The following is a 19,517-nucleotide window of genomic DNA, read 5'->3' on the forward strand; positions in this document are numbered from 1 at the left end:
GCGGTTCAGCCGGCGCCGGCAGCTGCGAGGCCCCCGAACTCCGCGTCCGCACGGCACTCGCCGGCCGCAGCGTCGACGAACTCCCGCAGGTCCGCGGTGAGCTGCTGCGCGTGGGTGGCGAACAGGCCGTGACCGCCGTTCTCGTACACCTTCAGCGTGGCGTGCGGCAGCAGCCGCGCGGCGCGTTCCCCGGTGAGCGCGAGGGGTGCCGAGGTGTCGTGGGTGCCGTGCACGACGAGCACGGGGACCCGCACGCCGGGCAGCTCGTCGGTGAGGTCGAGCGCGGCCACCACGGCCCGCACCCCGTTCGCGGCACGCGGCGTGGCGACCAGGCAGCGGTCGACGAGGTGGCGGACATACGCGGCGGACAGCTCGTTGCCGGGCCGGCTCGCCGCGAAGAAGTCGTCCGCCGAGGCGGTGAAGTACCCCGCGCGATCGCGCCGGAAGATCTCGTCGTCGGCGCGCACGACCGTCGGGTCCACGCCCTGGGGAAGCCCCGGCGAACGGACGAATCCCGGTGTGACGCCGGCGACGAGCACGGCCCGTGCCACCCGGTCGGTGCCGTGCCGGGTCAGGCAGCGCACCACCTCGGCGGTGCCGACGGAGTGCCCGACCAGCGTCACCTCCCGCAGGTCGAGGTGGTCGAGCAGTCCACGCACGTCGTCGGCGAGGGTGTCGAGGTCGTAGCCGAGCCAGGCGTCGTCGGAGCGTCCGTGGCCGCGCCGGTCGAGACCGACGCACCGGTAGCCGGCCTCGGCGAGCGGCAGCATCTGGTACTCCCACAGCTCGTACCCCAGGTACGCGCTGCTGACGAACACGACGACGGGCCCGCGGGCGGGGCCGTGGTCGACGTAGTGCAGCCGGGTGCCGTCGACGGGGCTCGCGTAGTACGGCATGGGGCCTCCTCGGGATGGTCCGGACGGGATCGGACGGGACGGGGCGTCCCGTCGTGCTGTCGGTCCCGATCCTTCCCGGAGCCGGTCGCCGGGTCGATTACCTGCCGCGTCAAGCGCTCGGAGCCGCCCCGGTTCCAGGTCGGCGCAGCGCCTTGGTGAGCAGCGTGCCGGCCACGACGAGGGCGGCGCCCAGCCACCACATGTTGTCGAAGACCAGGACGGCGATCCCGATCGGCACCAGCAGGCCGGCCAGGGGCAGCAGCAGGTCGGACACCGGGGGCGGGCCGGGGCCGGGGCGGCCGGTGTCACGCCGGGTGCGGGCTCGGACCACCTCGGGGTACCACTCGGTGAAGCGGACAGCCGCGACGATGGCCAGGATCTGGATGATCCAGCCGGTCCAGAGGTTGTCCGGGTTGTGCAGGACGAGGTCGCCGTAGCCGCCCGCGAGCGCCGCCACCAGGAAGGCGAGCCCCCACACCCCGGTGATGACGTAGTTGGTGCGCAGGAACGCGGGCGTGTCCCAGAGGGCCGGGTCGACCTGTTCGCGGGCGTACTGCAGGGTGAACGGCGTCCGGAACGCCATCGAGCCGAAGGCGATCAGCGTCAGCGCGATGTTGGACACCTCCCCGGCGTACGTCTCCAGCCAGTGCAGCGTGCCCTCGCTCGCCAGGGCGCCGACGACGGCCAGGCCGGCGAAGAAGACCACGTCGCAGAGTTCGAGAAGCTTCCAGGAACTGCCCCGGTGGGCCGCCCTGCCGAGGAGGACCAGGGCGACCGAGCAGGCCAGCGCCAGCGCGACCGAGATCTCGAACCGGCCGGGTCCGACCAGCAGGGAGAAGATGATCCACGGAGCCATGCCGACGACGGGGCTCTCCAGGAACCCTCTCCAGCCGGAGGCCGCCGCGGTGCCACCCGCGGTGCTCACCCCTCCAGGGTGGACACCTCGCGCCCCATCGGCCACTCGTGGGCCCACCCGTTCGCCGGCGGCCGCACCGCCGCTGGGCCAGGGAGGTGACCCGGGGCCGAACGCGCAGGTGGCGGGCGGCGATTCCCTACGATCGTGCCGTGCCCTTCTTCTCTTTCGAACGCACGGTGCCGCTCCCCCTCGACGAGGCGTGGCGCCGGCTCACGGAGTGGCCCCGCCACGGCGAGGTGGTCCCGCTGACCCGGGTCACCGTGGTCACGCCCGAGCCGACCCGGGAGGGCACACGCTTCGTGGCCCGTTCGGGCCTCGGCCCCCTCTCCCTCGACGATCCCATGGAGGTGACGCTCTGGCATCCACCGGTGGACGACGAGCCCGGGCTGTGCCGGCTGGAGAAGCGCGGCCGGGTCGTCCTGGGCTGGGCGGAGATCGAGGTCCGGCCCGGGCCCGGCGGCCGCGCCCGGGTGGTCTGGCGGGAGGAACTGCGGGTCCGGTTCCTCCCCCGCTTCTTCGACGGCGTGCTGGAGCGAACGTCACGTGCGATGTTCGGACGGGCGGTGAACAAGCTCCTCAGACGGGCGTGAGGGGGCGCCGCCCTCAGCCCTTCGTGGCCGGACTCCGCCGCGCCGCTCAGGCCACCGACCCGATCCGCCCCGCCGGCAGGGACGCCATGTCGTGGTGGATCGGGGTGTGCGCTCCGGTCAGCGAGATCCCGCTGCCTCCGCGCCGGTTGGCGACGATCTCCGCGGCGATGGAGAGTGCCGTCTCCTCGGGCGTGCGGGCGCCGAGGTCGAGGCCGATCGGGGAGCGCAGGCGGGCCAGTTCGAGTTCGGTGACGCCGACCTCGCGCAGGCGCTCGTTGCGGTCGAGGTGGGTGCGGCGGGAGCCCATCGCGCCGACGTAGGCGACGGGCAACTTCAGGGCCAGTTCGAGCAGCGGTACGTCGAACTTGGCGTCGTGGGTGAGGACGCACAGGACGGTGCGGCCGTCGACCTCGGTGCGCTCCAGGTACTTGTGGGGCCACTCGACGACGATGTCGTCCGCTTCCGGGAAACGGGTGCGGGTGGCGAACACCGGGCGGGCGTCGCACACGGTGACGCGGTAGTTCAGGAACTTGCCGACGCGCACCAGGGCGGAGGCGAAGTCGATGGCGCCGAAGACGATCATGCGGGGGGCGGGGACCGACGACTCGACCAGGAGCGTGAGCGGGGCGCCGCAGCGGGAGCCCTGTTCGCCCATCTCCAGGGTGCCGGTGCGGCCCGCGTCCAGGAAGGCACCGGCCTCGGCGGCGACCGTGCGGTCCAGTTCGGGGTGGGCGCCGAAGCCGCCGTCGCAGGAGCCGTCGGGGCGGACGAGAAGGGCCCGGCCCAGCAGTCCGGCCGGTCCCCGGACGACGCGCGCGACCGCCGCCGCCTCACCGAGGGCGGCGGCCGCCAGCGCGGCCGCGAGCACCGGCCGGACGGGACCGTCCGCCCGGACCGGTGTGACGAGGATGTCGATGATGCCGCCACAGGTCAGGCCGACGGCGAAGGCGTCCTCGTCGCTGTACCCGAAGCGCTCCAGCACGGTCTCCCCGTCCTCGAGCGCCTGCCGGCACAGGTCGTACACGGCGCCCTCCACGCACCCGCCGGAGACCGAGCCGATCGCCGTGCCGTCGGCGTCCACCGCGAGGGCGGCGCCGGGCTGGCGCGGGGCGCTGCCGCCGACGGCCACCACGGTGGCGACGGCGAAGTCACGGCCCTGCTCGACCCACCGGTTCAGCTCCTCGGCGATGTCCAGCATCTCTCGGTCTCCTTAACGGGGTTGCGTGGGAAGGGCGTTGGCGGGCCGGCTAGTGCACGCCGAGCCAGCCCTCGATGGGATGCAGTGCGAAGTAGATCAGGAAGACGACGGTCAGACCCCACATGAAGGCGCCGATCTCGCGGGCCTTGCCCTGGGCGGTCTTGATGGCCACGTAGGAGATGACGCCCGCGGCGACACCGGTGGTGATGGTGTACGTGAACGGCATCAGGACGACGGTCAGGAAGACCGGGATCGCGGTGGCGCGGTCGGCCCAGTCCACGTGCCGGGCGTTCATCAGCATCATGGCGCCGATGACGACCAGGGCGGCGGAGGCGACCTCCTGCGGGACGATCGCGGTGACCGGGGTGAAGAAGAGACAGGCCGCGAAGAACAGGCCCGTGACGACGGACGCCAGACCCGTGCGGGCGCCCTCGCCGACACCGGTCGCCGACTCGATGAAGACCGTCTGGCCGGAGCCGCCCGCCACACCGCCGATCGCACCGCCGGCGCCGTCGATGAACAGCGCCTTGGACAGGCCCGGCATACGGCCCTTGTCGTCGGCCAGCTTGGCCTCGGTGCCGACGCCGATGATGGTGGCCATCGCGTCGAAGAACCCGGCGAGCACGAGCGTGAAGACGATCATGCCGACGGTCATCGCGCCGACCTTGCCCCAGCCGCCGAACTCGACGTGCCCGAAGAGCGAGAAGTCGGGCATCGAGACCGCACTGCCGTGCAGTTCGGGGGCGCCGTTCGCCCACTGCTTGGGGTCGATGACGCCTGCGGCGTTGAGGACCGCGGCGACGATCGTGCCGGAGATGATGCCGATGAGGATGGCGCCGGGGATGTTCCGGGCCTGCAGCATGAAGATCAGCAGCAGGGTGCCGGCGAAGAGCAGCACCGGCCAGCCGGCGAGTTCGCCGACGGGGCCCAGGGTGACCGGGGTCGCCTTGCCCTGGTGCACGAAGCCGGCCTTGTAGAAGCCGATGAGTGCGATGAAGAGGCCGATGCCCATCGTGATGCCGTGCTTGAGCGCCAGCGGGATCGCGTTCATGATCATCTCGCGCAGGCCGGTGACGACCAGCAGCATGATGACGACGCCGTACATCACGCACATGCCCATGGCCTGCGGCCAGGTCATCTCCGGGGCGACCTGCGAGGACAGGACGCCGGAGACGGAGAGGCCGGCGGCGAGGGCAAGCGGCACCTTGCCGACGAATCCCATCAGGAGCGTGGTGAAGGCCGCCGCGAACGCGGTCGCGGTGATCAGCGCCTTCTGGCCGAGCGTGTCCCCCGCCGCGTCCTTGCCGGACAGGATGAGGGGGTTGAGCAGGAGGATGTAGGCCATCGCCATGAAGGTGGTGATGCCGCCGCGGACCTCTGTCGAGACCGTGGACCCTCTCTTGGATATGTGGAAGTACCGATCGAGCCAGGAACGCCCGGCCGGGACGCGGCTGCCATCGCCCGCGTCGTCGGCTGCGGTCCTGGGCTCCACTGACTGCTGGGTCATGGTGCCATCTCCCAAGGTTCACAGGGGCACCCGTGCAACCGTCCTGACGGTCACGGGATTTGGGAATGGACGACCCGGGGGACGGCCCGAGACGAACGAATTTCCTGGTACTTCAAGGACCGCGAGCGGTGCGGAACTCAAAGGGGTTCCTCCGGGCGGCGCGGCGGAGTGTGTGACGTTCCCTCACGCCGCCCGGAGAGCTGGGGTGTTACGCGGTCCCCGTCAGGTGCTCGGGCCGCACGGGAGTGCGGTTGAGCTCCAGCCCGGTCGCGTTCCGGATCGCCGCGAGGACGGCCGGGGTGGACGACAGGGTCGGGGCTTCACCGATGCCGCGCAGCCCGTACGGGGCGTGGTCGTCGGCGAGTTCGAGGACGTCGACCGGGATGGTCGGCGTGTCGAGGATGGTCGGGATCAGGTAGTCCGTGAAGGAGGGGTTCCTGACCTTCGCCGTCTTCGGGTCGACGATGATCTCCTCCATCACCGCCACGCCCAGGCCCTGGGTGGTGCCGCCCTGGATCTGGCCGACCACGGAGAGCGGGTTGAGGGCCTTGCCGACGTCCTGGGCGCAGGCCAGTTCGATGACCTTGACCAGGCCGAGTTCGGTGTCGACCTCGACGACCGCGCGGTGGGCGGCGAAGGAGTACTGGACGTGTCCGTTGCCCTGGCCGGTGCGCAGGTCGAAGGCCTCGGTCGGCCGGTGCCGCCACTCCGCCTCGATCTCGACGCTCTCGTCCTCCAGGACGTCGGCCAGGTCGCCGAGGACCTCGCCGCCGTCGGTGACGACCTTGCCGCCCTCCAGCAGCAGTTCGGCGGTGGCCCAGGCGGGGTGGTAGGTGCCGAACTTGCGGCGGCCGATCTCCAGGACCTTCTCACGGACCAGTTCGCAGGTGTGCTTCACGGCGCCGCCGGTGACGTACGTCTGCCGGGAGGCCGAGGTCGAACCGGCGCTGCCCACCTGGGTGTCGGCCGGGTGGATGGTCACCTGGGCGACGCCCAGCTCGGTGCGGGCGATCTGCGCGTGGACGGTGACACCGCCCTGGCCGACCTCCGCCATCGCGGTGTGCACGGTCGCGACCGGCTCGCCGCCGATGACCTCCATGCGCACCTTGGCGGTGGAGTAGTCGTCGAAGCCCTCGGAGAAGCCGACGTTCTTGATGCCGACCGCGTAGCCGACCCCGCGTACGACGCCTTCGCCGTGCGTGGTGTTGGACAGACCGCCGGGCAGCTGCCGTACGTCGGCGCCCTCGCTGGACTCCCACTGGCGTTCGGGCGGCATGGGCATCGCCTTGACGCGGCGCAGCAGTTCGGCGACCGGGGCCGGGGAGTCGACCGGCTGCCCGGTCGGCATGATGGTCCCCTGCTCCATGGCGTTCAGCTGCCGGAGCTCCACCGGGTCCATGCCGAGCTTCTTCGCCAGCTTGTCCATCTGCGCCTCGTAGGCGAAGCACGCCTGGACCGCGCCGAAGCCGCGCATGGCGCCGCAGGGCGGGTTGTTGGTGTAGAGGGCGATGGCCTCGATGTCGACGTCCTCGACGACGTACGGGCCGACCGCCAGCGAGGACGCGTTGCCGACGACCGCCGGGGAGGCGGAGGCGTAGGCGCCGCCGTCCAGGACGATCCGGCACTTCAGGTGCGTGAGCTTGCCGTCCTTGGTGGCGCCGTGCTCGTAGTAGAGCTTCGCCGGGTGCCGGTGGACGTGCCCGAAGAAGGACTCGAACCGGTTGTAGACGATCTTGACGGGCTTGCCGGTGCGCAGCGCCAGCAGGCAGGCGTGGATCTGCATCGACAGGTCCTCGCGGCCGCCGAACGCGCCGCCGACGCCGGCCAGCGTCATCCGCACCTTGTCCTCGGGCAGGCCGAGGACGGGTGCGATCTGGCGCAGGTCGGAGTGGAGCCACTGGGTGGCGATGTAGAGGTGGACGCCGCCGTCCTCCTCGGGCACGGCGAGGCCGGACTCGGGGCCGAGGAAGGCCTGGTCCTGCATGCCGAAGGTGTACTCGCCCTTGACGATCACGTCCGCCCGCTTCGCGGCCTCGTCCGCGTCGCCGCGGACGATCGGCTGGCGGTGCACGATGTTCGGGTGCGGGACGTGGCCGATGTGGTGGTCGTCGCGGTTCTCGTGGACGAGGATCGCGTCCGGGGCGGTCGCGGAGGCCTCGTCGGTGATGACCGGGAGTTCCCGGTACTCGACCTTGATCTTGGCGGCGGCGCGGCGGGCCGTCTCCGGGTGGTCGGCGGCGACGATCGCGACCGGCTCGCCGTGGTGGCGCACCTTGCCGTGGGCGAGGACCGGGGTGTCCTGGATCTCCAGGCCGTAGTTCTTCACCTCGGTGGGCAGGTCGTCGTAGGTCATGACCGCGTACACACCGGGCGTGGCGAGGGCCTCACCGGTGTCGATCGACACGATCTCGGCGTGGGCGACGGTGGAGCGCAGGATCTGGCCCCACAGCATGTCCTCGTGCCACATGTCGGACGAGTACGCGAACTCGCCGGTGACCTTGAGGGTGCCGTCCGGGCGGAGCGTGGACTCGCCGATGCCGCCCTTGGTCCGGGTGCCCTGCGTGATCTTCGTAGGAGCGCCGTTGGTCGGCATGTCAGACCCCCTCGGACTGGCGGGCGGCCGCCAGACGGACCGCGTCCATGATCTTCTCGTAGCCCGTGCAACGGCACAGGTTGCCCGACAGCGCCTCGCGGATGTCCGCGTCGGACGGGTTCGGGTTGTTCTCCAGCATCTCGTCGGCGGCGACCAGCAGACCCGGGGTGCAGAAGCCGCACTGGACGGCGCCGGCGTCGATGAACGCCTGCTGGATCGGGGACAGTTCGGTGCCCTCGCCGGTCTGCGAGTCGGTGCCCTTGGCCTGCCAGCCCTTCGCCGCGTCGAGCGAGGTGCCGCAGGCACCGGTCGCGCAGCCGCCCTCGGCGCGCTGCTTGGCGTAGTCCGCGAGGCCCTCGACGGTCACGACCTCGCGGCCCTCGACCTGGCCGGCCGCGACCAGGCAGGAACAGACCGGGACGCCGTCCAGGCGCACGGTGCAGGAGCCGCACTCGCCCTGCTCGCAGGCGTTCTTGGAGCCGGGCAGGCCGAGGCGCTCGCGCAGGACGTAGAGCAGGCTCTCGCCCTCCCAGACGTCGTCGGCTTCCTGGGGGCGTCCGTTGACGGTGAAGTTGACGCGCATTACGCAGCTCCCTCGGTGGTGCGGCGGGCGCCGCGGTACGACTCCCAGGTCCAGGTGAGCGTCCGGCGGGCCATGACGCCGACCGCGTGGCGGCGGTAGCTCGCGGTGCCCCGGACGTCGTCGATCGGGTTGCAGGAGGCCGAGCACAGATCCGCGAACTGCTTGGCGACCGACGGGGTGATGATCTTTCCGTTGTCCCAGAAGCCGCCCTCCTCGAGAGCCGCGTTCAGGAAGTCCTCGGCGGCCTTGGCCCGCACGGGGGTCGGGGCGGCGGAGCCGATGCCGGTCCGGACCGTGCGGGTCTCGGGGTGCAGGGCGAGACCGAAGGCGCACACCGCGATGACCATGGCGTTGCGGGTGCCGACCTTGGAGTACTGCTGCGGGCCGTCCGCCTTCTTGATGTGGACGGCGCGGATCAGCTCGTCGGGCTGGAGAGCGTTGCGCTTGACGCCGGTGTAGAACTCGTCGATCGGGATGAGGCGGGTGCCGCGGGCCGCCGATTCGACCTCGACGTCGGCGCCGGCCGCGAGGAGGGCCGGGTGCGCGTCACCGGCGGGCGAGGCCGTGCCGAGGTTGCCGCCGACGCCGCCGCGGTTGCGGATCTGCGGGGAGGCGACCGTGTGCGAGGCGAGCGCGAGGCCCGGCAGCTCGGCACGGAGGTTCTCCATGATCCTGGTGTACGGGACGGAGGCACCCAGCCGTACGGTGCCCTCGCCCGCCTCCCACTCGGTGAGGTCGCCGATGCGGTTCAGGTCGAGCAGGTACTCGGGCCGGCGGTGGTCGAAGTTGATCTCGACCATCACATCGGTGCCACCCGCAATCGGCACAGCGGTGGGGTGCTCGGCCTTCGCGGCGAGCGCCTCCTCCCAGCTGGCGGGGCGAAGGAAGTCCATGACCGGCTCTCTTCTTCGTCTCGTGGGTCGTACGTATTGAGCCAATCCGTGTGCGGCGGGCCCGGCTCGTTCATGTCCTGTTAACGCGGAGTGGACTCAGTACACCGCTCCGTGCTCCGACCCGGTCAGTCACCGAAAACATGAAGGAGTTGGCTGGCCACGGCGGGCATCTTGTAGATTCGTATGAACGGAGGTCATCGGCAACCTCTCCGTTTTCCTCGGGAAACGCAGGACACGGCCCGACGACCGGGGAGAACGGCCTGTGCGCCCCGCGTCGGGCCCCCTCCCCGTCACCCATCCAAGATTCATCGTAGGTTTCGAGACAAAGAACGGCGGCGACGAGATGCGGCTGCGCGCACTTCTGGACACCGATGCGCTGGGCCTGCGGCTGCTCGGCGGCGAGGACGAGCTGGACCGCTCGGTACGCGGAGTCATGACCACCGACCTGCGCGACCCGAGCCGCTACCTCTCCGGCGGCGAGCTGGTGCTGACGGGCCTGGCCTGGCGTCGGGACGCCGACGACTCCGAACCCTTCGTGCGCCTCCTGGTGCAGGCCGGGGTGGCGGCCCTCGCGGCCGGCGAGGCGGAGCTCGGCGATGTGCCGGAGGACCTGGTGCTGGCCTGCGTCCGGCACCGGCTGCCGCTTTTCGCGGTGCACGAGTCGGTGGCGTTCGCGACGATCACCGAGCACGTCGTACGGCAGGTCTCCGGCGAGCGGGCCGGGGACCTCGCGGCCGTGGTCGACCGGCACCGCCGGATGATGACCTCGGGCCCGGCCGGCGGCGGCCCGGACGTGGTCCTCGACCTGCTCGGCTCCGACCTGGACCTGCGCGCCTGGGTGCTCTCCCCCACCGGCCGGCTGATCGCGGGCTCGAAGGTCTCGGGCCCGGAGCTGCCGCCGGAGACCTGCGCCAAGCTGGCCGCCGAGCACCTGGCCGCCGCCCGCACCGGCCGCCGGGGACCGCACCGGCTGGTGCTGGGCGGGACCCGCTACTCCCTGTTCCCGATCCGCTCCTCCGGGCGTTCCCCGCAGGCGGCCCGCGACGTGCGCGAGACGGTCCTGTCCGACTGGCTGCTGGCCGTCGAGGCGGACGCCGGGGACTGGCCGGAAGAGCGCCTCGACCTGCTCCAGGGCGTCACCCAGCTGATCGCCGTCGAACGGGACCGCCGGGACGCGGCGCGCACGGTACGGCGCCGGCTCGCCCAGGAGGTGCTGGAGCTGGTGCAGACGGGCGCCGCGCCCGCCGAGATCGCCGCGCGCCTGCGGGTGGCGGCACCCGTGCTGCTGCCCGGGCTCGGGGCGGCCCCGCACTGGCAGGTCGTGGTGGCCCGCGTGGAGTGGGCGGACGACGCGGTCGAGGCCGGCCCGGTGGCCCAGTCGCTGCTGGAGGAGGTCCTGGTGGACCCCACGGCCACGGGCCCGGAGCCCCTGGACCGCATCGCCGTCGCGCACACCGGCGACGAGGCGATCGCGCTGGTCCCCCTCCCCGCGGTCTCCGTCGAGCACGACGGCTCGGAGACCGGTCTGCTCGCCGACGCGCTGCTGCAGTCGGTGCGGGAGCCGCTGTCGGCGGGCCTGAACGACGACGGGCGGCTCACGCTCGGCGTCAGCGCCGCCGTGCACTCGGCCGAGGGGCTCCGCGGCGCCCTGGAGGAGGCCCGGCACGCCCGCCGGGTGGCCGCGGCCCGCCCCGGCCGGGTCTGTGCCGCCGGCCACCAGGAGCTGGCCTCCCACGTGCTCCTCCTCCCGTTCGTCCCGGACGACGTCCGCCGCGCCTTCACGGCACGTCTGCTGGACCCCCTGAAGGACTACGACCGCCGCCACCGCGCCGAACTGATCCCGACCCTGGAGGCGTTCCTGGAGTGCGACGGCTCCTGGACCCGTTGCGCCACCCGGCTCCACCTGCACGTCAACACGCTGCGCTACCGGGTGGGCCGCATCGAGCAGTTGACGGGACGGGACCTGTCGCGCCTCGAGGACAAGCTGGACTTCTTCCTGGCGCTGCGCATGAGCTGAGGCCGGGCGGGCGCGGGGCGGTCAAACCAACTCACGCCAATGCCCCGCCACTTTGTGAAATCTTTCACCCACCCTCTTGGCCCGGCCCCGTCTTTGGTGCTGGAATGCCGCCACCACTCAACAGCTCGATGGCGTGCTCGGGGAGGGCAACGTGGCGCATTCCGCCATGTCTGGTAACGGAACGACCGCCGGTGACGATCCTCTCCAGACCGCGGTATGGCGGTTGCGCTCGCGGGCCTGCTGGGCCGATGCCGCGGCGCTGCTCCCGGCGGACACACCGGCCACGACCCTCCAGCGGGCCGCGCTGCTGGTCGAACGGTGCCTGTACACCGAGCGGGGCTGGCAGGAGGCGGAGGACGCCCTCCGTACGGCCGAGGCGCAGGCGCACACCGACGAGGAGCGGGGTGCGGCCGCCTGCGAACGCGGCCAGCTCGCCTACGCGGCCACGCTGCACGGGGTGCGGGACCGGGCGGACGAGGCCCGGGCCGCGCTGGGCCGGGCGGCCGCGCTGATCCCTCCGGGGGCCGTGGGCCGGGCCCTGCTGGACTTCCGCCGGGGCCTGCTGGCCGAGAACCTGGCCCGCTCCCCGCAGGCGGCCCGCGCCGCGTACCGCCGGGCCCACGCGGGCGCGACGGCGCACGCCGACCCGCTGCTCCTGTCCTTCACCTGGCGCCATCTGGCCGGACTCGCCCTGCGGGACGGCGAGTTGGCGGAGGCACGGCACGGCTTCGCCGAATCGCTGCGCATCCGCGAGGAGTTGGGCTATCTGGTGGGTACGGCCCCTGCGCTGGCGTCGTTGGCGGACGCGGAGTCCGAGCCGGAGGCTTCACGGCTGCGGGGGGAGGCCGGGCGACTGTTCCGGCTGCTCGGGGGTGTACCCACGTGGCTGGCCCGCCAGCTGACTCCGCCGGCTCCGGGTGCCGCGACGGCTTAGCGGCGGGTGGGCGCGAGCCTCTGCCGGGGGCGGGCCGGCGGGGGCTGTCACCGCCCCTCGAGCACCTTGCACCGACCTACCTGAAGGGGCGCGGGGAACTGCGCGGCAAGCTACAACGGACCCGCACCCGGCAGACGACCCATGCCCCGACAGCGAATCCCCGCTCAGCTCGCGCCGGCGAAGTGCTCCCCCACCAGCACGCGCACGACATCGAGATCCCGGGCGATCAACGCGTCGAGCAGCGCGGCGTGCTGCGCCGCGTCCGCCACCAGGTCCGCCCTGCCGTGCCGTACCTGCGACCGCCGGTGCAGGTCCTCCGCGATCTGGACCAGCTGCTCGTTGCCCGCCAGGGAGAGGACGGCCCGGTGAAAGGCCCGGTCGGACTCCGCGTACGTCGCCACGCAGCCGGAGGATGCCGCGCGTGCCGTCTCCTCCGCGAGGGGGCGCAGGTCGGCCCAGCGCTCGGCCGGGACGGCGCGGGCCAGCCGCAGCATCACCGGCACCTCGATCAGCGCCCGCACCTCGGCCAGCTCGGCCAGCTCGCGCGCACCCCGCTCGACGACCCGGAAGCCACGGTTGGGCACGACCTCGACGGCACCCTCCAGCGCGAGCTGCTGCATGGCCTCCCGCACGGGCGTCGCCGACACCCCGAAGCGTTCGCCGAGGACCGGCGCGGAGTAGACCTCGCCGGGCTTCAGCTCGCCCGCGACCAGCGCCGTACGCAGCGCGTCCAGGATCTGCCCGCGCACCGAGGAGCGCTGCACGACGGCCCGCGGCTGCGGGATCGGCCGCTCGCAGTGCGTGTGCTCGCCCCGCGCGCCCGGCAGGGCGGCACCCCGTTCCCGGATCACGTCCACGTCCGCGTCCACCGCGCGCTGCTGCGCAGGCACCCGGGGGGAGCCCTGCACACTCTGCTTCACGGGGTCCTCCTCCGGCTGTCGGTACTCGGGTCATTAACGGCGGGTTGTTACTTGTCCGTCAAGCACCTTAGGCGCACAAGGCGACAGTTCAAACTCCCTCCAGGGCAGATAAGGTTAGCCTTACCTATTCAGCTTGCCCCCCATTGAAGGAGGTCCGGGGCAGCCCTCAAGGTCCACTAGGATCGTCACACTCTGACCGTCCGCCTCCGGACAGGTAATTCACAACTTCCTCACCCGCCTCGGGAACTTCCCCAGGAACCACCCGTACGGGTAGTCTTATTCGAACTCAACTCCCGCCCCTCAAGCGGCAGTTCGAGCAGAACGCCGCCCTTGGCATCCCCTTGCACTTCCTTGGCGGCCTCTTGCCCCGAAACCCCCTGAGGGCCGTCGGGAGTGGGCCACTATGGCGGGCGTTACGCCCTATCCCAATGCAAGGGACCCCTGATGAGATTGACCGACATATCGCTGAACTGGCTGCTTCCGGGCGCCGTACTGCTCCTGGGCATGCTGGCGGCTGTGGCGGTGCTCGCGCGCGGCAAGCGCTCCTCCGGGGAGAACGCGAGCGCGGACGACTCGTGGGAGCGCAGCGAGGAGCGCCGCAGGCGCAAGGAGGCCATCTACGGCACGGCCTCCTACGTGCTTCTTTTCTGCTGTGCGGCGGTCGCGGCCGCACTTTCCTTCCACGGCCTGGTCGGCTTCGGCGAGCAGAACCTGGGCCTGACCGGCGGCTGGCAGTACCTGGTGCCGTTCGGCCTGGACGGTGCGGCGATGTTCTGCTCCGTCCTCGCGGTGCGCGAGGCCAGCCACGGTGACGCGGCGCTCGGCTCCCGGATACTCGTGTGGATGTTCGCAGCGGCCGCGGCGTGGTTCAACTGGGTGCACGCACCCCGGGGTGTGGGGCACGACGGCGCGCCGCAGTTCTTCTCCGGCATGTCGCTGTCCGCGGCCGTCCTGTTCGACCGCGCGCTGAAGCAGACCCGCCGGGCCGCGCTGCGCGAGCAGGGCCTGGTGCCGCGTCCGCTGCCGCAGATCCGCATCGTGCGCTGGCTGCGGGCCCCCCGCGAGACCTACAAGGCCTGGTCGCTCATGTTGCTCGAAGGCGTGCGCAGTCTTGACGAGGCCGTCGAGGAGGTCCGCGAGGACACCCGGCAGAAGGAGCAGGCTCGGCAGCGCCGGCGCGACCAGCAGCGGGTGGAGCGCGCCCAGCTCAAGGCGATCAGCCGGGGCCACCGCGGCTTCGTCGGCCGCACCGCCGGCCGGCAGGTCGAGATCCAGGCGCTGGAGCGCGAGCCCGCGTCGGCGACCGCGGAGCCTGCCATATCGACCCCGGAGCAGCTGCCCGTACGCTCTCGGCCGTCCCTTCAGCCGGTTCGCAAGGCCACTGAGCCGCTCACGGTGGACCTCACGGCGGAGGACGACACCATGGCCCTGCCGCGCCTGGACTCGCTCGAGCGCAAGCTGAAGGACCTCGAGCAGCAGTTCGGCTAGGACGCCGGGGCTTCGGCTCATCACGGGACGGGGGCGTGACCACGCGGGTCACGCCCCCGTCCCGTTCCCGTCTCCAGTGCCTCTCAGGCGGCCTCGGCGCCGAGTTCGAACCACACCGACTTACCCACCGCGTGCGGCCGTACGCCCCAGGCGTCCGCGAGGGACTGCACCAGGAACAGGCCCCGGCCGTGGGTGTCGTCGCCGGTGTCCGGTGCGCGCGGGTGCGGCTTGCGGGCCACGAAGTCCCTTACCTCGACGCGCAGTCCGCGCGGTGAGACGACGGCGGTCAGCACGGCGTCGTCGTCGGTGTGCACGAGCGCGTTGGTGACGAGTTCACTGGTCAGCAGTTCCGCTATCTCCGAGCGGCCCGGCCTGCCCCAGTGCCGCAGCAGCTCGCGCAGCTCCCGTCGGGCCTCGGGCACCGCCCTGAGCTCCGCCCGCCCCAGCCTGCGCCTGAGCTGGGGCCGGTGCGCCCGTTCCGTGATGGTGTCGGTCTCGGTCTCGGTCTCTTCCCCCGCCTTCGCCGAGGAGGCCCCGATGGCCACGGGACCGCCTCCTCGTGCCTGCCTCTTCATGACCCCCGCCTGCACGTTGCCGGACCTGCCCCTCCTGATCGAACACGTACACGGCAATCCATGCCCAACGGTCCTGTGGGCACGCATGGCGGTCCGCCGACGGCCGTCTGTTCGGCCACCCCCGTACGGCAGCCCGGCCGGCCCTGTGACACCCCCTCACCCGCGCCGGACCCGCCAAGACCGCCGTACGGCGTCACGCGCGCCCCATCGCGGCAGGGCCCGGCCGGCCGGCGGCGGAGGCCGACGGGCCGTCACCCGGCACGAAACTGGCCGGAAACCATCGCTCCGGTCGGCCCGGACGGCCGCTCAGGGCCTGGGAACGTGCCGCAGATTGGAGCGGGCCATCTGGAGCATGCGGCCGACCCCGCCGTCGAGCACGATCTTCGAGGCGGAGAGCGCGAACCCGGTGACCATCTCGGCGCTGATCTTCGGCGGGATCGACAGGGCGTTGGGGTCGGTGACGATGTCCACCAGGGCCGGGCCCTTGTGGCGGAAAGCGTCCTTCAGCGCCCCGGCGAGCTGCTTGGGCTTCTCCACCCGCACCCCGTGGGCACCGCAGGCGCGGGCCACCGCGGCGAAGTCGGGGTTGGTGTTGCCGGTGCCGTACGAGGGCAGGCCCGCGACCAGCATCTCCAACTCGACCATGGAGAGCGAGGAGTTGTTGAACAGCACGACCTTGACCGGCAGGTCGTGCTGCACGAGCGTGAGGAAGTCACCCATGAGCATGGCGAAGCCGCCGTCCCCGGACATGGAGACGACCTGCCGGCGCCGGTCGGTGAACTGGGCGCCGATCGCCATGGGCAGCGCGTTCGCCATCGAGCCGTGCGAGAAGGAACCGATGATCCGGCGGCGGCCGTTGGGCGAGATGTAGCGGGCGGCCCACACGTTGCACATGCCCGTATCGACCGTGAACACGGCGTCGTCGTCGGCGACTTCGTCGAGCACGGCGGCCACGTACTCGGGGTGGATCGGGACGTGCTTCTCGACCTTCCGGGTGTACGCCTTGACCACGCCCTCCAGCGCGTCGGCGTGCTTCTTCAGCATCTTGTCGAGGAAGCGCCGGTCGGTCTTCTCCCGCACCCGTGGGAGAAGACAGCGCAGGGTCTCGCGGACATCGCCCCACACGGCGAGGTCGAGCCGGGAGCGGCGGCCGAGTACCTCGGGGCGCACGTCGATCTGCGCGATCCGCACGTCGTCCGGCAGGAAGGCGTTGTACGGGAAGTCGGTGCCGAGCAGGATCAGCAGGTCGCACTCGTGAGTGGCCTCGTAGGCGGCGCCGTAGCCGAGCAGACCGCTCATGCCGACGTCGTATGTGCGTGCAGGTCTCGCCTCGCGGGTTCCGGATTCCAAGGGTCCGAACACAGCTCAAATGGCAGGCTCTTCGCGTGATCGAAACCTTCACAACAGGGGCCCTTGCCATCGTCGGAACCCTTGTCGGCATCTACGTCGGCCGACGCCAGACCACCGACCAAGCTCAGGTCGAACACGGTCAGTGGCTCCGAGGGCAACGTCAAGAGGCCTACGTGAAGTTCCTCGAAGAGTGGGAGAGGGCCGTTGCCGCCTACGCGCAGATGGCAGAGACGTGGGAGGCCTGGATTCACGTGCACCCTAACTACGAGGGTGACGCCGAAGAGGAGTTGCTTGAGGCGATCGGCAGGGCCACTCAGAAGCTCCTCGACGACGTGCGCCCCTTCCGAGAGCGCGTGCAGATCCTCGGCCCCACCACCGTGGAGCATGCCGCGGAGGTACTGAGTACGACCCTCGTTGACCTTCAACAGGAGATTTTGCAGCTGATCCCAGGTAACGGGCCTCCTGACGCAACGTGGGAGGGGTTCTGTCGGTTGATGTCGTGGACGCAAGAACAGCGGCAGATGTTCGTGACGGCATCCCGAGACGTGATGCAGGCAGCCCCGAAGCCTGGCGCCAAGTAGAGCTGTGTATGCACTGGGCAACCTGCGACCCCTGTGACGACGCCGTTTTCACCGTCCTCACCGGCATCTGCAACGTGTGAAGCCCCGCTCACCGGGGCGTGGGGACGCGTAGGTGAGCGGGGCTTCGTGCCGCCCTCTTCCCGTGCGGATGCGGGTGCCGTCGAGCGGGTCCTCGTCCCAGACGGGGAGGCCAGGACGAGGAGCTTCGGACGCTAGCGGGAGCAGCGCGGGCCGACCTCACCGGCGCTGCTGCCCCCGCCGCGCCCTCCACGGGCCAGGCGTACGGGCGCCCAGCACGCGGGTCTAGGGGGTCGCCGCGTCCAGGCCGTCAGCGAGCCGCGGAGCGAACCGCCAGCCCGTCTGGCGGACTACGCGATAGCGGTCGTGTGCCAGGTTCTTCGCGTGGTGATCCCGGGACCATTCCTCCGCCTCGCTGACGTGGGTAATGTCCGTCGACTCCACGCAGGACGCGCATTCGACCCATCTCCGGACGGGAAGGTCGTCGACGACGAGCCGCTCCTCCCCCACTTCCGGATAGGCGTAGCTCTTCACGCCGGTACTTACGCGTTCGCCTCCCCCGACTGATGCCGTGCCATCTCGACGTAGAGGTCCGTCGCCTTCGACTGGTCGAATTCAGGGCAGCGGGGGTCCGTGACGAGGTCGACCTGACGCTGAAGTGCCGCGCACACCTTGCATCCCGGCGTCGGCTTCGGGGGCTGATAGGTGGTCGGGTCCATGAGCTGAATCGGCACACCTCGAAGAACCGTCTCTAACGCCATCCCTGCACCTCCGCCGTGTCGTTGTGCTGATGACACTAGGGAGACGTCACATCTGGATTCCACGAAGTTCTACAAGGTTCTACGTGCCTTCAGTCGAGCGAGTCAATCGCCGCCGAGACGAGACTCCGCGCGTCAGAACCGAAGACCGCGAGCGCTGCCATCTCCTCGAATGCGCGGGCGTACAGCGCGATTTCACCGGGCGCAGTCACGGTAATTGCAGCCGCCAGCAGCTCAACAGACACACGGTCGTCATCGAACATCGTGAACGTCTCAAGGGTCCACATGGGCCGCTCGCGGCCCGCGGGGATGATGCCGACGGAGACGGCCGGCAACGCCATTACGGAGAGCAGATAGCCCAGTTGCCCCGCCATGACTGCGGGCTCGCCGACGACGTGGCGGAGGACGGACTCCTCCAGCAGGAACGCGAAACGGTGCCGGCCCTCACGGATGATGTGCGAGCGCTCCACCCGCGCGGTTGCCGCATCCTCGACGTCGTCCGGCGTCCCATGGACGCGCGCGATGTTGCCGAGCAGCGCGGCGGCGTACTCGTACGTCTGGACGAAGCCGGGGATCACGCTGGAGCTGTATACGCGGAACGTCTTCGTGCGCTCATAGAGCGGTACTCGGGACTGTTGCAGCCGACGAAGCCCGGACCTCTGCACCCGGCGCCATTCCAGATACATCGAGTCGGCCGTACGGTTGGCCGCCAGTAGGTCTGGGATCTGATCCTCTGCGCCGCATGCACGGCACCACTCGCGGATGTCCTCGTCCGACGGAGGCGTGGTGGCGCTCTGGAGGCGTGACACCTTCGACGGCTGCCACCCGGCTCGTGCCGCCACCTCCCTACCCGTCAGCCCCGCGTCACGGCGGATCTCACGAAGCCTCTCCGCGATGGCGCGGCGAGCCTCGTCGAGGGCTGCAGATGGGCAAGGAGACTGCATGAGTGCGCGGCGCTCAGATTCTGTAGTCCGGGTGCGGGATGGCGCGCTGCCAGACGGCCTCGAACGCTTCGGCGTGGCGCTTCACGACGTCGGGTGCGTCCTCCATGACGTCCTGGACGAACCTGCCGTCACCCGCGAAAAGGCTGAAGCGGATGAGCCGGTCGTCGAAGATCCACAGGTCGTTGCCCGGGAGGAGCAGGTCCGACGCCAGGCGTCGAGGGAGCCACCGAACGTCTTCGCCAGCCGCAAGGTTCTGCGGCGTGCACGAGTGCTCGTATCGGATGTACTCGCTTGCCGGCTCCGAGATGACACGGGCGCGGCGCATGACGACTCCACGCGCCACAGCGTCGGCTACCGCGTCATGGAAGCCGTTCCACCACGACGACCGGTCGTCGAGGTCGTACTCCCCGCCGTCGCGCCAGGCCGCGAAGTCCTCGTCTTCCTCGACGACGCCGTAGACGTCGCGAGTCTCCAGGTGGACCGCGGACCGCCGGCAGTGTGCGAGTAGCTCAGCGAACGGCGGAACCGTCTGCAGCATCGCACGCCTCCCTGATCTGGTGCACCATCCGTGCGGGCAGCCGGACGACCGCCTCCGTGTCGGGAATGGGTCCCGTCGCGAGGCACTGCGCCTGGAGAGCCTCGTCCGCCTTCCAGCCCTGGAACACGAACTCCTGCTTCTCCTCGTCGAGCCACACCGTGGGGCAGTGGTCGCCGTTCGTCTCGGGGTCCTTCCCGAATGATCGTAAAGCCATGGTG

At 71.0% G+C, this 19,517-nt stretch carries 19 protein-coding genes and 2 pseudogenes; 5 read left to right on the forward strand and 16 right to left on the reverse strand.

Annotated elements, in window-relative coordinates; genetic code table 11:
• Positions 1-5 precede the first annotated feature (5 nt).
• Positions 6-896, reverse strand: a complete 891-nt coding sequence (locus AC07DS_RS35345) for an alpha/beta fold hydrolase (RefSeq protein ID WP_479152084.1) — start codon at positions 894-896, stop codon at positions 6-8.
• A gap of 109 nt (positions 897-1,005) precedes the next feature.
• Positions 1,006-1,821: a hypothetical protein gene (locus AC07DS_RS35350; protein WP_479152086.1), complete on the reverse strand. Its 816-nt coding sequence runs from the start codon at positions 1,819-1,821 to the stop codon at positions 1,006-1,008.
• A gap of 140 nt (positions 1,822-1,961) precedes the next feature.
• Here AC07DS_RS35350 and AC07DS_RS35355 point away from each other — a divergent pair, with 140 nt between their 5' ends.
• Entirely contained in the window at positions 1,962-2,402 is a 441-nt protein-coding gene (locus AC07DS_RS35355) for an SRPBCC family protein (RefSeq protein ID WP_479152087.1), read from the forward strand.
• 46 nt (positions 2,403-2,448) lie between these two features.
• Here the strand turns inward: AC07DS_RS35355 and AC07DS_RS35360 are convergent, their stop codons facing one another.
• The 5 genes from AC07DS_RS35360 to AC07DS_RS35380 all read right to left on the reverse strand — a co-directional run bounded on the left by AC07DS_RS35360 (position 2,449) and on the right by AC07DS_RS35380 (position 9,176).
• A complete protein-coding gene (locus tag AC07DS_RS35360; protein ID WP_479152089.1) occupies positions 2,449-3,600 on the reverse strand; it encodes an XdhC family protein in 1,152 nt (383 codons plus the stop codon).
• 49 nt (positions 3,601-3,649) lie between these two features.
• Positions 3,650-5,107 (reverse strand): NCS2 family permease, encoded by a 1,458-nt coding sequence (locus AC07DS_RS35365; protein ID WP_479152092.1) that lies wholly within the window; start codon positions 5,105-5,107, stop codon positions 3,650-3,652.
• Between the two features lie 208 nt (positions 5,108-5,315).
• Entirely contained in the window at positions 5,316-7,700 is a 2,385-nt protein-coding gene (locus AC07DS_RS35370) for a xanthine dehydrogenase family protein molybdopterin-binding subunit (protein ID WP_479152093.1), read from the reverse strand.
• A 1-nt stretch (position 7,701) separates the two neighbouring features.
• Positions 7,702-8,283 carry a (2Fe-2S)-binding protein gene (locus tag AC07DS_RS35375; RefSeq protein ID WP_479152095.1) on the reverse strand — a complete coding sequence of 194 codons (582 nt, stop codon included), beginning with the start codon at positions 8,281-8,283 and terminating at the stop codon, positions 7,702-7,704.
• Positions 8,283-9,176 (reverse strand): FAD binding domain-containing protein, encoded by an 894-nt coding sequence (locus AC07DS_RS35380; RefSeq protein ID WP_479152096.1) that lies wholly within the window; start codon positions 9,174-9,176, stop codon positions 8,283-8,285. Before AC07DS_RS35380 ends, AC07DS_RS35375 begins: the two co-directional genes overlap by 1 nt.
• A 343-nt stretch (positions 9,177-9,519) precedes the next feature.
• Here AC07DS_RS35380 and AC07DS_RS35385 point away from each other — a divergent pair, with 343 nt between their 5' ends.
• Positions 9,520-11,193: a PucR family transcriptional regulator gene (locus AC07DS_RS35385; protein WP_479152098.1), complete on the forward strand. Its 1,674-nt coding sequence runs from the start codon at positions 9,520-9,522 to the stop codon at positions 11,191-11,193.
• A 166-nt stretch (positions 11,194-11,359) separates the two neighbouring features.
• A complete protein-coding gene (locus tag AC07DS_RS35390; RefSeq protein WP_479152100.1) occupies positions 11,360-12,127 on the forward strand; it encodes a hypothetical protein in 768 nt (255 codons plus the stop codon).
• Positions 12,128-12,291: 164 nt separating this feature from the next.
• On the opposite strand, the gene AC07DS_RS35395 is transcribed toward AC07DS_RS35390, so the two are convergent.
• Positions 12,292-13,047: a GntR family transcriptional regulator gene (locus AC07DS_RS35395; protein WP_479152102.1), complete on the reverse strand. Its 756-nt coding sequence runs from the start codon at positions 13,045-13,047 to the stop codon at positions 12,292-12,294.
• A gap of 444 nt (positions 13,048-13,491) precedes the next feature.
• Here AC07DS_RS35395 and AC07DS_RS35400 point away from each other — a divergent pair, with 444 nt between their 5' ends.
• Positions 13,492-14,535, forward strand: coding sequence for a DUF2637 domain-containing protein (locus AC07DS_RS35400; RefSeq protein WP_145880481.1), 1,044 nt, complete (start codon positions 13,492-13,494; stop codon positions 14,533-14,535).
• 83 nt (positions 14,536-14,618) lie between these two features.
• Here the strand turns inward: AC07DS_RS35400 and AC07DS_RS35405 are convergent, their stop codons facing one another.
• Both AC07DS_RS35405 and AC07DS_RS35410 read right to left on the reverse strand, forming a co-directional pair.
• A complete protein-coding gene (locus AC07DS_RS35405) occupies positions 14,619-15,080 on the reverse strand; it encodes an ATP-binding protein (RefSeq protein WP_479152103.1) in 462 nt (153 codons plus the stop codon).
• Positions 15,081-15,416: 336 nt separating this feature from the next.
• Positions 15,417-16,421 (reverse strand): annotated as a pseudogene (locus tag AC07DS_RS35410) (thiamine pyrophosphate-dependent enzyme); the annotation flags it as partial.
• A gap of 74 nt (positions 16,422-16,495) precedes the next feature.
• Here AC07DS_RS35410 and AC07DS_RS35415 point away from each other — a divergent pair.
• Positions 16,496-17,041: a hypothetical protein gene (locus AC07DS_RS35415; RefSeq protein ID WP_479152105.1), complete on the forward strand. Its 546-nt coding sequence runs from the start codon at positions 16,496-16,498 to the stop codon at positions 17,039-17,041.
• 303 nt (positions 17,042-17,344) lie between these two features.
• Here AC07DS_RS35415 and AC07DS_RS35420 read toward each other — a convergent pair whose 3' ends face one another.
• The 6 genes and pseudogenes from AC07DS_RS35420 to AC07DS_RS35445 form a co-directional block, all read right to left on the reverse strand.
• Positions 17,345-17,593 (reverse strand): DUF7848 domain-containing protein, encoded by a 249-nt coding sequence (locus AC07DS_RS35420; RefSeq protein ID WP_479152106.1) that lies wholly within the window; start codon positions 17,591-17,593, stop codon positions 17,345-17,347.
• Between the two features lie 8 nt (positions 17,594-17,601).
• Positions 17,602-17,793 carry a hypothetical protein gene (locus tag AC07DS_RS35425; protein WP_479152108.1) on the reverse strand — a complete coding sequence of 64 codons (192 nt, stop codon included), beginning with the start codon at positions 17,791-17,793 and terminating at the stop codon, positions 17,602-17,604.
• Positions 17,794-17,909: 116 nt separating this feature from the next.
• Positions 17,910-18,503: a DUF5753 domain-containing protein gene (locus tag AC07DS_RS35430; RefSeq protein ID WP_479152134.1), complete on the reverse strand. Its 594-nt coding sequence runs from the start codon at positions 18,501-18,503 to the stop codon at positions 17,910-17,912.
• A gap of 54 nt (positions 18,504-18,557) precedes the next feature.
• Positions 18,558-18,761, reverse strand: a pseudogene (locus AC07DS_RS35435) (helix-turn-helix domain-containing protein); the annotation flags it as partial.
• A gap of 13 nt (positions 18,762-18,774) precedes the next feature.
• Positions 18,775-19,299, reverse strand: coding sequence for a DUF6879 family protein (locus AC07DS_RS35440; RefSeq protein ID WP_479152109.1), 525 nt, complete (start codon positions 19,297-19,299; stop codon positions 18,775-18,777).
• Complete coding sequence (locus tag AC07DS_RS35445) at positions 19,271-19,513, reverse strand: hypothetical protein (protein WP_479152111.1); 243 nt, start codon at positions 19,511-19,513, stop codon at positions 19,271-19,273. The genes AC07DS_RS35440 and AC07DS_RS35445 overlap by 29 nt, the downstream gene beginning before the upstream one ends.
• Positions 19,514-19,517: the final 4 nt, after the last annotated feature.

It is taken from the genome of Streptomyces sp. NPDC044064, assembly GCF_056434245.1.